General features: G+C 67.4%; 12 protein-coding genes. 7 read left to right on the top strand and 5 right to left on the bottom strand.

The genetic code is table 11. The annotated features are described in order from the left end of the window. Positions 1-38 precede the first annotated feature (38 nt). Positions 39-1,208, top strand: coding sequence for an ISAs1 family transposase (locus AB0M52_RS18515; protein WP_363954843.1), 1,170 nt, complete (start codon positions 39-41; stop codon positions 1,206-1,208). Positions 1,209-2,006: 798 nt separating this feature from the next. On the opposite strand, the gene AB0M52_RS18520 is transcribed toward AB0M52_RS18515, so the two are convergent. The 5 genes from AB0M52_RS18520 to AB0M52_RS18540 all read right to left on the bottom strand — a co-directional run bounded on the left by AB0M52_RS18520 (position 2,007) and on the right by AB0M52_RS18540 (position 7,594). Continuing rightward, the gene (locus AB0M52_RS18520) at positions 2,007-2,879 is read right to left on the bottom strand and encodes a winged helix-turn-helix domain-containing protein (RefSeq protein WP_363954846.1); all 873 of its coding nucleotides are present in this window, start codon (positions 2,877-2,879) and stop codon (positions 2,007-2,009) included. A gap of 617 nt (positions 2,880-3,496) precedes the next feature. Then, positions 3,497-3,811, bottom strand: a complete 315-nt coding sequence (locus AB0M52_RS18525) for a transposase (protein WP_363954876.1) — start codon at positions 3,809-3,811, stop codon at positions 3,497-3,499. 407 nt (positions 3,812-4,218) lie between these two features. Next, a complete protein-coding gene (locus AB0M52_RS18530) occupies positions 4,219-4,803 on the bottom strand; it encodes a flavin reductase family protein (RefSeq protein ID WP_363954849.1) in 585 nt (194 codons plus the stop codon). Beyond that, entirely contained in the window at positions 4,746-6,038 is a 1,293-nt protein-coding gene (locus AB0M52_RS18535; RefSeq protein WP_363954852.1) for a cation:proton antiporter, read from the bottom strand. The genes AB0M52_RS18530 and AB0M52_RS18535 overlap by 58 nt, the downstream gene beginning before the upstream one ends. After that, positions 6,035-7,594: a tryptophan halogenase family protein gene (locus AB0M52_RS18540; protein WP_363954855.1), complete on the bottom strand. Its 1,560-nt coding sequence runs from the start codon at positions 7,592-7,594 to the stop codon at positions 6,035-6,037. The genes AB0M52_RS18535 and AB0M52_RS18540 overlap by 4 nt, the downstream gene beginning before the upstream one ends. Positions 7,595-7,949: 355 nt before the next feature. Between AB0M52_RS18540 and AB0M52_RS18545 the strand changes: the two genes are divergently transcribed. From AB0M52_RS18545 to AB0M52_RS18570, 6 genes are all read left to right on the top strand, one after another. Beyond that, positions 7,950-9,710, top strand: a complete 1,761-nt coding sequence (locus AB0M52_RS18545) for a fatty acyl-AMP ligase (RefSeq protein WP_363954858.1) — start codon at positions 7,950-7,952, stop codon at positions 9,708-9,710. A gap of 24 nt (positions 9,711-9,734) precedes the next feature. Continuing rightward, complete coding sequence (locus tag AB0M52_RS18550) at positions 9,735-10,670, top strand: TauD/TfdA family dioxygenase (protein ID WP_363954861.1); 936 nt, start codon at positions 9,735-9,737, stop codon at positions 10,668-10,670. A gap of 10 nt (positions 10,671-10,680) precedes the next feature. Next, a complete protein-coding gene (locus AB0M52_RS18555; RefSeq protein ID WP_363954864.1) occupies positions 10,681-11,574 on the top strand; it encodes a tryptophan 2,3-dioxygenase family protein in 894 nt (297 codons plus the stop codon). A 20-nt stretch (positions 11,575-11,594) separates the two neighbouring features. Beyond that, complete coding sequence (locus tag AB0M52_RS18560) at positions 11,595-12,548, top strand: ATP-binding cassette domain-containing protein (RefSeq protein WP_363954867.1); 954 nt, start codon at positions 11,595-11,597, stop codon at positions 12,546-12,548. After that, positions 12,545-13,357, top strand: a complete 813-nt coding sequence (locus AB0M52_RS18565) for an ABC transporter permease (protein WP_363954870.1) — start codon at positions 12,545-12,547, stop codon at positions 13,355-13,357. Before AB0M52_RS18560 ends, AB0M52_RS18565 begins: the two co-directional genes overlap by 4 nt. 52 nt (positions 13,358-13,409) lie before the next feature. Then, a partial coding sequence (locus tag AB0M52_RS18570; protein ID WP_363954873.1) for an alpha/beta fold hydrolase occupies positions 13,410-14,180 on the top strand: 771 nt, incomplete at its 3' end.

Below are 14,180 nucleotides of genomic sequence, written 5' to 3' on the forward strand. Positions count from 1 at the left end.
TCTTCACGCCAGTCGTCGTCTGCAAAGAAAGGCCGCTCGTGTCAGTCTTCCATGTGGTGGTCGGTGTCGTCACGGACGAGCGTGGGGAGGTCGACACCGGGCAGGTCGCCGCGCTGGCCGGGCTGTTCGCGCAGGTCTCCGATCCGCGTAGAGCGCGGGGTGTGCGGCATCGGCTCTCGGCGGTGTTGACCGTGCTGACCTTGGCGTTGTTGTGCGGGGCACGTAACTTCCGGCAGGCCGCGGACCGGGTCGCTGAACTCCCGCAGTCTCTGCTGGCAGCGGCGGGTGCCCGCCGGCATCCGATCCTCGGGATCCGGGTTTCACCCGGCCGGGACACACTGCGCCGGCTGGTCGAAGCGGTCGACGCGGCGGTGGTGGACCGTCTGGTCTGCGGTTGGCTGGCAGCCCGGCTCGACACAGTGGCCGGGTGTGGGCTGGCGATCGATGGCAAGATCGTCCGTAACTCCGGCGGCGGCAGCGGTCTCGACGTGCAGTTGTTCTCCGCGATGCGACACGACCGCGCCGTGGTTATCGCCCAGGTCCAGGTCCCGGCCGACACCACCGAGGTCACCCAGATCAAAGCGTTGCTGGACCCGATCGACATCACGGCGATGGTGGTCACCGCCGACGCCGCGCACCCCAACCGGGACACCGCCAGCTACCTGCTACGACGCCAGGCCGGCTATGTGTTCACCGTCAAAGCCAACAGACCCGCCCTGCTCGCCGCGATCACCAGCCGACTCCCGGCGGCAACCACTGCTACCAGCGCCGATGCCAGTGCCGAACACCGCAACGGCTACCGGATCACCCGCACAATCTGGACCGCACCCGCAGCCGGCATCGATTTCCCCGGCGCCGTCCAGGTGTTCCGGCTCCGCCGCGACGTCTACGCCTCGGACGGGCAACGCGTCAGCAAACAGATCATCCACGGCATCACCAGCCTGACCAGCACCGCCGCCGAGATCGCCGGCTACGTGCGCACCCACTGGTGGGTGGAAAACAAAATCCACTGGGTCCGTGACGTCCTGTTCGGCGAGGACACCCACCACGCCTACCTCGGCAGCGTCGCCCACGCCATGGCCGCCCTACGCAACCTCGCCATAGCCCTGATCCGCCTCGCCGGCCACACCCGAATCAAGCAGGTCATGGAACGTCACCACGCCGACAAACTACTCATCCCTGCCCTACTCGACGCATCCCGTCCATGATCAACTGACTTTGCTTTGGCTCTGGGCCACCATCGCCGGCATGACCCGCCGCATCACCCGCAGCCGGCCAGCCCGACGGCAGGCAAAGCGCACTTCATCTGGACCTGATCAAGTCCCTCTCAAACACGCCCTCTCAGACGGCAGCCGTCAAGATCCCAGAGGCGACGCGCCGGCACTCCAACGCTCAAAGAGTTAGGAGTTCCAAGTCGGGCCTACCGCTCGTACCACCCTATCGCCAGTTTGCATCCGGAAAAAGCGCATTCGTGCTGAGGAGCGGCCAACTTGCTCTTTCGTGGCCATCGAGGCGAACCGGCAGCTCCGGCTATTCCGTGAGCAATGCCAATCATGTATGCCGATGTTCACCTTTGCGGGAACATCGGCATGCGTGACTGACAAAACGCCGGACGCGCCGGGTAGACCCGCTGGCCATCGTGGACGCCGAGCCGCCACCGAGGTCGGTGCAAGCCTTACGGGAAGACGGGTCCGCCGGCATGGCGATGCGCATCCGGTCGCACGCCAGCTGGCCAAGGGTGAGCCTGATGACTTGGAGTCTCGTGCTGGAGGCTACGATTCACGGCGATTAAACCGTTCGGCCATCTATCCACAGCAGGTGGCTCTGCTAACTTCTACGACATTGGGGATTGCCGATGTTGGCTCAGTTGACGAGTTGGGTGGAAGACGGGCGCGGAGCAGAGCCGCCAGAGTTGGCGTGAGTTCGGACTGGCATAGATCACCTTAATCGCCGCGTTCGCAGCGCCGGTTACGTAATGGCGAGGGAACAACGAACCTCGATCATCTCTATGAGGCTGCGTCGTATGCCTGGGCTCGGCTCGGGAGTTCCTGGATGTCGGGGAACCTCCCTTGGATCACGGCCACGCCCAGGGGTGTAAGAGTGTGAAGCACCATGTTGAGGTTGCGACGGGTAGTGATCAGGCCGGCCTCGCGCAGGACGGAGGTATGCTGGCTGGCCGCAGCGGTGGAGACGCCAAGCTTGCGACCCAACTCGCTGGTGTTGCAGGTGTCGGTCAGGGTGCGCAGTATGCCTGACCGCGTACGACCGAGCAGGGCCGCCAGCGCTCGGTCGGCGGAGCCGGTGACGCTCCACAACGAATCGATCGCCAGTTCGTCCAGGGGTACCGGATAGACCAGGACCGGCGCGCCATCCTCGCCGTCGGCGGGCTCGTAGACGGCCGGCTCTTGGCGGAAGACGGAGGGCAGAATGGCCAGCCCGCGGCCCCCCAGTTTGATTTCCTCATAGCGGCTGTCCGCCGTGATGATCTGCAAAACCGGTAGTTGCCACCGAACCTGGGGATGTAGCGTCGCAAGCAGGCCGGTTAGGCCGCTGCTGAGAGCGCTGCGGCCGCGGGCATCCCGGTCGGCTACGAGCAGCGCCTGGATGCGGGACCAAAACGGCGCCAACGCCACCTGATGAAATCGGGCCATGGTGGCGACCATGTCGTCGTGACGACGCGGTCTGATCCCGGCGCCCGCGATGGAGATCGGACTACTGTCGGGATCGCCCCCGGTCAGCGCGCTTGGTGATAAATGAACCGAACGTACGATTTCGGCAATCGAACGGCGGGAGGATCCGTCGCAGCGAAGTCGCGCCTGCGTCATCGATTTCCATCGATCAAATAGCGGGCTTCCACCCTTACTGCTGTATAGATCCATTGCAAACAGGGTCTCAATTATCGGCGCACGGACCGCCAGGACCCTAATTCTAGCCAGATCATCAATCGTGAATTTTACTCGGATCACCGTTTCCCCCGTTAATCCGGCACTCAGATGGCAGCGAGCAGCGCATGCAACAGCAAAACGAGCGACACCTCGGCGTCCTTCCGCCCAGCAAATGCCGCCACTCACCGCGAAGGACCAATCCATGCACAACCGCAGAATTTCCTGCGAAAATCTATCGACCGACACCACTCTAAGCATCAGCGTTCCCAGCTAGCCCCCGCAAGCCATGTACCCCATGGACTGATCTCCATGGATTCCAGCAGACCGGGGAGCGCGCCCGCAAGACCTTAAGGAGGACGCAAAATGTGCGTCCCCAATATTCGCATTCGGGAAGCTCGTCACTAATGTCTAGTCGCCAACTTGCGCCCGATGCGCTACGGACATGGCCGGCCCGACCTCGATTCGTCAGAGGGTTTCGATCCATGCCTGGCGGTGTCGACTTGACCGGTTTGCCCGTCTGTAGTGAGTGTGGGCCGGCCGCGCGCTGCGGGTGCGCCGGGTCTCCGTGGCCGGGGACTGTCTTTCTGCCGGTAGGGGCGGTTTCGGTGGGGTCAGGTGGTCAGCGGAAGTGTGGTCAGGCGTTGCCAGCAGAGCAGGAACGCTTCGGTCCAGGGCCAGGTGTCGGGGATGGACAGTGTTCGTCGGCGGGCGTGGGCGGTGAGTTTCGCGGGTAGGTGCAGCAGCCGGTAGCGCAAGGTGTCGGGTTCGGCATGTGCGAGGTCGGGTTGGTCGTGCAGGCCGAGCAGTCTGGTCCAGGCGGCCAGGTCGGCGGCGATGTTCGCGGCGAGGACCCAGCCTTGATTGACGGTCCAGGACTTGCTGGGCAGGTTGCGCAGGGCTACGACCCCGCAAGAAGGCCCGGGCAGCCTGGGAACGGATCGTCAAAGCAGTTCCCAGGTACTTCGCCCACTGGGCCCGGGTCAACACACCCCGGATGATCAAGATGGCAAAAGCGGAGTGACCGGAGACGGTCTCGCTCCGTTCCCTGGGAGCCCGGGGTGTGCGATTGCCCCGGGCGACCCGACGCTGATCAACAGGGCTGTTCCAGGGGACAGCCTGCCCACTCCCATCGGCGCCATCGACCACGAACACCGACCTCGGGTTCGCGAGCCCCGCCCACGCCGCTATCCCTCACGTTCTTCTTCGGTAGATCCGCCAGCAGCACCCGCATCATCAGGCCGAACGCGGGTTTGGGCTACGGTCGGGCAGCAACCATCCCGGCCCTCGAAAGGCTCATCAGTCGGCATCCATACCTGCAGATCCTCAGTTGCTGTTACGCGCTGGCTGACCAGAACAGGTACTGGCGGAGGCCATACATCAGGGGCAACTCGAACTCCTGCTCGCGGCCCGCTGAAATGCCGAATACCTCGCCGTACACGACCACGTGATCGCCCACCAGATCGGTTTGACTCACCCGGCAATCGGCCACGGTGTGAGCATCATCGATCAGGTGTGGGCCGGCGGTGTACTCCCCCGACCGCCATCGCACCCGGGTGAACCGCTCGGAATCGCCGGAGGCGAACAGTTCCGCGGTCGGGCGGGCCCGATGATGCAGGAAGTTCACAGCGAACGCGTAACGTCGCAGCACGGCGTCCAGTGTGGGACTTCCCTGGCGCAGGCACACCAGTAGAGTCGGCGGGCTCAAAGACACGCTGCACACCGAGGAACACGTCATCCCACGGGGTGCGCCGTTGTCGTCCTCGGTCGTGATGACCGCTACCCCGGTGGGAAACCTGGACATCAGTGCCCGGAACTCCGGGGCTGGCACCCAATCGAGAGCTGGTAGTGGTGACTGAGTCATTACTCGGCCCCTTTCAGCGTCGGTGCCGCCGCAGTCGACGATGCTGCGGTCCGCCATCTGGTCAGCCAGTCGACCAGCGAGTACAGCGGCCCGGTCATCCCCGTCGTCACCACCGCCATCACGACCAGGGCGAGGTAGAGCATCGGTGAGAGGATGCCTGCGGTGTAGCCAGCGTGCAGGACCAGCAGTTCGGTCAGGCCGCGGGTGTTCATCAGGATGCCGAGGCGCAGGCCGCCTTGCCAGCCCAGGCCCGCAGCCATTCCACCGAGCAATCCACCGCCGACCTTGCCGAGGACCGCAAGGAAGATGGTCGCCACGATCAGCCCCCACGGCGCCGCCTCCACCTTGTCAACGAAGATGTTCGCGCCGGTCACCACGAAGAACACCGGGACGAGCCGTACGCCGAACCCACGGATCTTCTCGGTGACGTGGTCCCAGACCTCCGACGATTCTCTCGCGGGCAGAGCCAGGCCAACGAGGACCGCGCCGAAGATGTCGGTCAGCCCCAGGTCCTTCAGGAGCATGGAGGCCGCGAATGCCCCGACCGCCACGGTCACGGTGGCAAACCTCGGCGCGCGGTCGCAGGCACCGGTGATCCGTTCGGCCCGAAGGATGCGGGACACCAGGAACGCTCCGACGCAGCACGCCGTAAGCACGCCGAGCAGCGCCAGGGCGTGCCCGGCGTTCCCGGAGCTCAGTCCGATAGCGAGCGCCAGCAGGAACCAGGCGGCCACGTCGATGGCGATCGCGGCGGTCATCGCGAGCTTGCCGATCGGCGTGCCGAGGATCCCGCGGTCACGCAGGATCCGCGCCAGCACCGGCACCGCCGTCACCGACAGGGCCACCGCCATCAGTAGGAGGAACGCCGGCGTAGGGGCCTCTCCCCGCAGCATGGGATTGCCGTCGAGGTGTAGCCACATGGCCAGGACGACACCGCTTACCGCGGCCAGCAGGAACGCCCACGCCGTGATCCAGCCGACCTGCCTGCCGCGCGACCGGCTCCAGCCGGACCGCGCCTCATGGACGATTCCGACGACGAACAGCACCAGACCGACATGCCCGACGAGCTTCGCGCCGTGCAGCACGTCGTCCGGAAGCACCGCCTTGAGCAGGCCAGGGCCGCCGGCCCACAGAATCGCCGGGGCCAGGAACACGCCCGCGACGATCTCGCCGATGACGCGGGGCTGGAGCAGCGCCACGGCGAGCCGGCCAGCGACCTGGGCGATCAGCAGGATCGCGCCGACGGCAAGGACAAGGTGGACGGCGGTCACGCCGTCGTTCAGACTGCTCATGTCCGTGACGACGCGTACGTCCGGGCTAGGTAGTCGTGCTGGCTGGGTAACCGATCGACCAGAGACTGAGCCTGGTCGCGTACGAGCTGGAATTCCTTCATCGCCGCGGTGCCGTCGAGCAGGCGCAGCGCCGACGACCGCCGCAACGGGATGCCGCCGAGACCGAGGAGCATGACCACATACGAGTACGGCTCGAAGCCGTGGTATTGCGGGAAGATCGAGCTGGCGTCCGGCAGTCGGACCCGCCACTGCTCGATCCGCTCAGCTAGTGCGTCGGGCAGCGGCCGGGTCTTGGCGTCCCGCCAGTAGTCGTTGTCGGCGCGGGCGGCGGCGTAGTAGTGCAGCACCAGGAATTCGCGCACGCCGTCCATCACGTTGCCGACCTGCCGGTTGTACGCGTCCCGCAGGCGCGGGTCCCAGTCCTCGCTCGGGAAGTGCTTGACTAGTTGCTCGATCGCGTTCTGGATGAAGAAGATCCCGGTGGACTCGAGCGGCTCGACGAAGCCGCTGGCCAGGCCGACCGCGACGCAGTTGTTGACCCACGAGTTGCGGCTACGTCCGATGCGCATCCTGATGTGGTTGGCATCCAAGCCGTCGGCGGCAGGCCCGACGAAGGCACGCAAGGCGTGCTCGGCCTGCTCGGGCTCGCAGTACTGGGAGGAGTAGACGTACCCGGTGCCGATCCGGTTGAACAGCGGGATCGTCCAGGTCCAGCCGGCCTCCATCGCGGTGGCGGTGGTGCACGGACGCAGGCCCCGCTTCGCGGTGTCGACCGGCACCCGCAGCGCGACCGCGCTGTCGTTGGGCAGGGTCTCCTGATAGGACACGAAGGGCTCGTCGAGCGCCTTGTTGATCAGCAGGCCGCGGAATCCGGTGCAGTCGATGTAGAGGTCGCCCTCGAGGTCACCGCTCTCCTTGGTGGTGATCCGGCTGATCCAGCCGCGCTCGTCGAGGACCACCTGGGTCACGTCGTCGCGCACGTGGCGTACGCCGCGGGCGACCGCGAACTTGGCCAGGAATCCGGCCAGCAGGGTGGCGTCGAAGTGGTACGCGTACGGGAACTGGGTGTCTTGCTCGTCCATCGTGTTGCGGATGCCGGACCGGGCGGAGCCGGCCAGTGACCGCTCGAACAGGGAGCCGTCTGACTGGCGCGGCGAGCGCAACGCCTCGACCAGCGAGGGGATGACGAAGCAGTCCCGGTCGAAGCGGGCGCCCGGGTTGTGGTGTAGCCACCACTCCGGCAGGTTGAACCCCGCTACCGCGCGCATTCGCTCGAACGGGTGGTAGAAGGTGTGCCCCTTCGCTCGCCAGTTCTCGAACCGAATGGCCAGTTTGTACGTGGCGTGACACTCGGGCATCCATTCCGCCTCGTGCAGCCCGAGATAGTTGAAGAAATGCCGTACCGTGCTGAAGGTTGCCTCACCGACCCCGATTGTGGAGACGTTCTTTGATTCAACCAGGGTGATATCGATCCGGTCGCCAAATGCCGCACGCAGGTAGGACGCGGTCATCCAGCCGGCGGTACCGCCGCCGACGATCACAACTCGTTGTGGCATTTGCGGCCCTTTCCGTACGGTTTTAAGTCATAGCTGAATGACTTCGGCCCCGGCCGTGAAATGGCCGTTCGCGGCTCGAAGGCCGCTGGATCGGAAGATTTGGCGAGTGGACCGTAGCATCGCTCCGGCCACTATCGACACTCCCTTAAGCTGGAGCAAAAAGACCCCGACGGCGGCCTTGACCCCAGTTCCAGAGCGTGGCTACGCTCGCCCTGTCGACAGGCGTCGTCCAACAATTATCGCCAATCTTCGGCCGACCATCATTCGCCACCATGTAGCGAATGCGCGATTTCCTTCGTCGCCGACAATCACGCCTCCCCGGCTATGCCGGAAGTGGACGCAAGAGGAGATGGTAATGGCCTGGGAGAGCCTGATGTCGATCGTGCGCGGCCACGCTGCCCGGAGTCCGCAGGCGCCAGCCGTGGGGATCCTGACCCAGTCCGATTCGGCGGAATCCGCGGACTGGTGGTCGTACGCCGAACTGGACCTCGAGGCCCGCCGGGTCGCCGGGATGCTGCGCCGCGAGTGTGCGCCGGGCGACCGCGTGGTGCTCGCCTATCCGAGCGGGCTGCCGTTCGCGGCCGCTTTCCTCGGCAGCCTCTACGCGGGCCTGGTGGCCGTACCGGCGCCGATGCCCGGCCGGTACGCCTACCAGCAGCGCCGGCTGGCCGGCATCGTGGAGGACGCTGGCGCCGCCGTGGTGGCCACCGACAGCACTAACCTGCCGGCGGTCCGCGACTGGGCCGGCGCGCTGGCCGCGCCGGCGATCTGCCTGGCGACCGACACTGCGGAAGTCAGGGAGGGCACCCCAATCGATGACCCGGTGGAGCGCCCCGAGCCGGACCAGCCCGCGATCCTCCAGTACACCTCGGGTTCCACCGGCAACCCGAAGGGTGTGGTGATCACGCACGGGAACCTGCTGCACAACGGGCGAGCGCTGATCGAGGTCTTCGGCTTCGGCACGGACAGCACGATGGGCGGCTGGCTCCCACTGTTCCACGACATGGGCCTGCTCGGCATGCTCACGCCCGCGCTGCTGGCCGGCGGGCGCTGCATCCTGGCCCAGCCGGTCGACTTCCTCAAGCGCCCGTACCTGTGGCTGCGGATGGTGGACCGGTGGGACGTGGACTTCTCCCCCGCGCCCAATTTCGCGTACCAGCTCTGCGCCCGCATCGTCACCGACAAGCAGATCGCCGGTCTTGACCTGTCCCGGTGGCGGTACGCGGCGAACGGTTCCGAGCCGATCCATGCTGCCTCGCTGGAGGCATTCGCCGCCCGGTTCGCCGCGTTCGGCTTGCGCCCGGAGGCGCTTACGCCGTGTTACGGCATGGCCGAAGCCACCGTGTTCGTCACTGGGTCGCCGCACGGCCGGCCGACCGTGCTGACCGTCGACCCGGACGAGCTGGCGGCGCACCGGCTGCGCCCGGCGGACCAGGGTCGGCGACTGGTCGGCTGCGGCGCCGGACCACACCTGGCGATCCGGATCGTCGACCCGGAGTCGCGCGCGACCCTGCCGGACGGCGAGATCGGCGAGATCTGGATGCGCGGCGCGAGCGTGTCACCTGGCTACTGGGGCAACGCTGCGGCCACCGCGGCCACGTTCGGCAACCGCACCGGCGACGAACCGCACCACTACCTGCGCTCGGGCGACCTCGGCGTGCTCCACGAGGGCCACCTGTACATCACCGGCCGGATCAAGGAGACACTGATCATCAACGGCCGCAACCTCTACCCGACCGACATCGAGCACGAGTTGCGCGCGCATCATCCCGAGCTGGGCGACGTCGGTGGGGTCTTCACCGTGCCGCTCGCCGGTGACGAGCACGGCGACGAGCAGGGTCTCGTACTCACCCACGAGGTGAGCGGCCGGCCGTCGGCGGAACATCTGGCAAGCATCGCGAGCGCGATGCGGCACACGGTGGCCCGCGACTTCGGCGTACGGGTGGCCGCCGTCGCCCTGCTACGGCGCGGCAGCACGCCACGCACCACGAGCGGCAAGATCCAGCGGACGGTGCTCCGGCAGATGTACCTCGACGGCGGCCTTCAACCGCTGCACCACACCGTCGATTCGTCGCAGCAGCCCGCGCAGGTGGTCACCCCTGCGACCGCATTCTGACCGGATACCCGAGGAGCACCCATCGTGAACGAGTCCTGGCTCCCGCTGGAGATCACCCCGAGCTCGGCCGACGTGCCGGTCACCGCATCGGGACTGATCGAGTACCTCTCCGGCCTGGACGACCTGGGCGCGACGCTCACCGACGCGAAGGCAATCGTGTTCCGCGATTTCGCGGTCGCCGAGTCCGAGGTGGACGCCGTGCTCAACCTGCTGCTGCCCAAGCGGCTGGCGTACGTGCACGGCAACTCACCGCGCACCAAGGTCGGCCGCAACCTTTACACGTCGACCGAGTACCCGCCCGAGTACACGATCTCGATGCACAACGAGCTGTCGTACGCGCACGCCTGGCCCGCCCGGCTCGCGTTCTTCTGCAGCAGGGCGGCGGCAACCGGCGGTGCCACTCCGCTGGTGGACGGCGAGCGCTGGCTGGCGGCCCTCGACGAGGACGTCCGCACCGCGTTCGAGGGCGGCGTGCGCTACCACCAGAACCTGCACGGCGGCCTCGGCCTAGGCAAGAGCTGGCAGAACACGTTCGAGACGGACGACCGCGACGATGTGGAAAAGTTCCTGGCCGGTGCCGAGGCGACCTGGGAGTGGACCGGCGACGGCGGGCTGCGGGTCAGTCAGGTCCGGCCGGCCACCACCCGGCACCCGGTGACCGGCGCGTTGGTCTGGTTCAACCAGTCCGACCAGTGGCACCCGGCCGCGCTGGGTGACGAGACGGCCCGCGAGCTAGCCGAGATCCTCCCGGTCGAGGACCTGCCGCAGTGGGTGACGTTCGCCGACGGAAGCCCCATCCCGGACGAGTACGCAGTACAGGTCCGCGACCGCGGCCTGGCCGAGGCGATCGATGTGAACTGGCGCACCGGGGACCTGATGTTGATCGACAACCTTCTGGTCGGCCACGGCCGCCGCTCCTTCACTGGTGAGCGGCGCGTGCTCGTCGCGATGTCGGACTAAGGGAGACATGATGACATCGACGGGCTATGACGAGAAGTCGGAACGCTGGCTCACCGAGGAGGACCGGGTACGCCGGTCCCAGGAAACGGGCGGGGAGCCGATCCTGACCTTCGACGAGAAGGTCAACCCTTTCGCCGGCTACCTGAACGCGGACATCCTGCACACGTTGCAGAACCCGCGCACCAAGGGTCATGGTGAGCCGGCCTTCCTGATCATGGGCCAGGTGATGGAGCTGCTGTTCAAGCTCAGCCTCACCGAGGTACGCCAGGCCCGGGACTGCCTGGACGCCGACGACCTGCGCGGCGCACTGTGGGTGCTGCGCCGGCTGCTGCGCTCGCAGGAGATGCTGGTGCAGACCTGGCAGGTGCTCAGCGCCCTCTCCCCCACCGAGTACGCCGCATTCCGCGACTCGCTCGGCGAGGGCTCCGGCTTCCAGTCCTACATGTACCGGCAGCTGGAGTTCACGCTGGGCAACAAGAACCCGCGGCTGCTCGAACCGCACCACAACAACCCGGCGGTGTATGCCGAGGTGGTGCGGGCGTTGCACGAGCCGAGCCTGTACGACGCCACGCTGCGCCTCATGCAGCGGCATGCCCTCCCAATACCGCAGGAGCACCTCGATCGGGATCCCGCGCAGCCGTACCAGGCGTCCGACGAGGTCGTCCGCGCGTGGCTGGCGGTGTACCGTGAGCCGCAGCGCTGGGGCGAGGTGTACGAGCTGGGCGAGGCCCTCACCGACGTGGCGCACCAGTTCGGCCGCTGGCGTAACGACCATTTGCTCACCGTCGAACGCATTCTCGGCCACAAGGTCGGCACCGGCGGCACCAGCGGCGTCACCTGGCTGCGCCGGATCGCCGAGCACCGGTTCTTCCCGGAACTGTGGCAAGTCCGGTCGGACATCTAGGCCACAGCATGCCGGACTTGATGATCGAAACGAGAGGCCTGCGCCGCGACTTCGGCAGTACGCGGGCCCTGCGCGGTGTCGACTTACAGGTACCTGCCGGGCACGTGCTCGGTCTGCTCGGGCACAACGGCGCCGGCAAGACCACGGCGGTCAACATCCTGGCCACCCTGCTGCCACCGACCGGAGGCTCCGCGACGGTGGCCGGCTTCGACGTGGTGCGGCAGGCCGCCGAGGTACGCAGGCACATCGGGCTCACCGGCCAGTTCGCCGCCGTTGACGCGGACATCTCCGGCCTGGACAACCTGATCCTGCTGGCCCGCCTGCTCGGGGCCGGCCGGCAGCAGGCGCGCCGCCGCGCGGAGGAGTTGCTGGCCGTGTTCGACCTGGCCGCTGCGGGGCGACGCAAGGCGGCTACCTATTCCGGCGGCATGCGCCGCCGGCTGGACCTTGCCGCTAGCCTGGTGGGTCACCCGGCTGTGCTGTTCCTGGACGAGCCCACCACGGGTCTCGACCCGGCGAGCCGTCTGCGGCTGTGGGAGCTGATCGAGGACCTGGTACGCGAGGGCACCGCGGTGCTGCTCACCACTCAGTACCTCGAGGAGGCCGAACGGCTGGCCGGGACCATCACTGTGCTGTCCCAGGGTGCCGTGCTGGCCGCGGGCCCGACCGAGCAGCTCAAAGCCGAGGTGGGCAGCCGAGCGGTGCGCGTCACGCCGGCCGGCGCGGCGGACGGTGACCGGGCTGCCTTGGCGCTGGCGGCCGCCGGCCTGCCGCCGGTCCGGGAACCCGGATCTGAGGTGCTCGCCGTCCCGATCGGTTCCACCGGCCAACTGGTCGCCGTGGTCCGCGCGCTGGACGAGGCAGGCGTTGAACCAGTCGAGCTGTCGGTGACCGAACCGACCCTGGCCGACGTCTACCTCGCGCTGACCAAGGCGCAGGACGACCGGGTACCGGCCCTTCAGGAGCAGACATGACGACCCTGACGCCTGCCCGGCTGCACGGCAGCAGCCCGCTCACCCAGCTCACCGTGCTCACCTCACGCTCGCTACGAGTCGTGGTGGCGGACTGGCAGGTGACGGTCTTCGGCTTGGTCCAGCCGATCTTCATGCTGCTGGTGATCAGCCAGGTGTTCGGCAGCATGGCGGACCCATCTCTGTTCCCGTCCGGCGTGAGCTACATCGACTTCCTGATGCCGGGCATTCTGATCACCACGGGCATCGGCCCGGCGATCGGCGCGGGCGTCGGCCTGATCAAGGACATGGAGAACGGCATCATGGCCCGGTTCCGGTCCCTGCCGATCCAGCTGTACTGGGTGATGTTCGGCCGTAGTCTGTCCGAACTGGTCCGGGCCGCCGCGCAGATCGGCGTGATGCTGCTCGGCGCTGTCGCGTTCATCGGCTTCGCACCGCCCGGCGGGGTGACCGGCGCACTCGGCACGCTGGGCATTGCGATCGCCGTCACCTGGTCGCTGACCTGGCTGTTCCTGGCGTTCGGGGCGTGTACCCGCAGCCCGCAGGCGATGCAGAGTCTCGGCTTCCTCGCGGTGTTCCCGCTGACGTTCGCATCCAGCGCGTTCGTGCCGGTGGCGGTGCTGCCCGGCTGGTTGCAGGCGGTGGCCGAAGTCAACCCACTCACCCCCGCCGTGGAGGCGGCCCGGCGGCTGACCCTGGACCAGCCAGTCGACGGCACCGTGGCGACTGCGGTGCTGGCCAGCCTCACCGTCGGCGCGGCCGCAATGGTGGTCGCGACGCTCGGCATCCGCCGCCGGGTCGCCCCGAACTGAGGCCGACACCGGTCACCCCCGACGAGACACCCAACGGCGCGTGGAGGACGCGATGCCCCTGGCGGCGATCAACGGAATACGGCTCAACTACGAGGTCTCCGGCTCCGGCGAGCCGGTCGTGATGGTGATGGGCACGGGCAGCGGCCGCCGGGTCTGGCAGCTGCACCAGGTGCCGGCCCTGACCGCGGCTGGCTATCAGGTCATCACGTTCGACAACCGTGGCATCCCGCCCAGCGACGAGTGCGCTGACGGATTCGCGGTTGCCGACCTGGTCGGTGACCTGGCCGGCTTGATCGAGCATCTCGGGCTTGGCGCCTGCCGGGTGGTCGGCACCTCGCTGGGCGCACAGGTAGCCCAGGAACTCGCGCTAGCCCGGCCCGGCCTGGTGACCCAGGCCGTGCTGATCGCCACCCGGGGCCGCACGGACGCGATCCGTGCGGCCCTGGCGCGCGCCGAGAACGCCCTGAACGACGCGGGGGTGACACTGCCGGCGGAGTACCGCGCGGTGGTGCAGACCCTCCAGATGCTCTCTCCTGCCACGTTGCGCGACGACCGCAAGATGGCCGACTGGCTGGATCTGCTGGAGCTGTCCCCGCCGCCCGGCCCTGGTGTGCGGGCACAGTACCGCCTCGACCCGATGAGCAACCGGCTGCCCGCCTACCAGGACATCCGGGTGCCATGTCATGTGATTGCGTTCGCCGACGACCTGGTGACCCCGCCGGAGCACGGCCGGGAGGTCGCCGACGCGATCCCGCACGCCACCTTCGACCTGATTCCAGGCTGCGGTCACTACGGCTATCTGGAGGATCCGGCGACCGTCAAC

The organism is Micromonospora sp. NPDC051296 (assembly GCF_040682255.1).
GTDB lineage: Bacteria > Actinomycetota > Actinomycetes > Mycobacteriales > Micromonosporaceae > Micromonospora > Micromonospora craterilacus.

Bases quoted from the DNA above. Each gene is read 5' to 3' on its own strand.
- AB0M52_RS18520 (WP_363954846.1), bottom strand. From the start codon at position 2,879: ATGGATCTATACAGCAGTAAGGGTGGAAGCCCGCTATTTGATCGATGG.
- AB0M52_RS18530 (WP_363954849.1), bottom strand. From the start codon at position 4,803: ATGGCGGACCGCAGCATCGTCGACTGCGGCGGCACCGACGCTGAAAGG.
- AB0M52_RS18535 (WP_363954852.1), bottom strand. From the start codon at position 6,038: ATGAGCAGTCTGAACGACGGCGTGACCGCCGTCCACCTTGTCCTTGCC.
- AB0M52_RS18540 (WP_363954855.1), bottom strand. From the start codon at position 7,594: ATGCCACAACGAGTTGTGATCGTCGGCGGCGGTACCGCCGGCTGGATG.
- AB0M52_RS18545 (WP_363954858.1), top strand. From the start codon at position 7,950: ATGGCCTGGGAGAGCCTGATGTCGATCGTGCGCGGCCACGCTGCCCGG.
- AB0M52_RS18555 (WP_363954864.1), top strand. From the start codon at position 10,681: ATGACATCGACGGGCTATGACGAGAAGTCGGAACGCTGGCTCACCGAG.
- AB0M52_RS18560 (WP_363954867.1), top strand. From the start codon at position 11,595: ATGATCGAAACGAGAGGCCTGCGCCGCGACTTCGGCAGTACGCGGGCC.
- AB0M52_RS18565 (WP_363954870.1), top strand. From the start codon at position 12,545: ATGACGACCCTGACGCCTGCCCGGCTGCACGGCAGCAGCCCGCTCACC.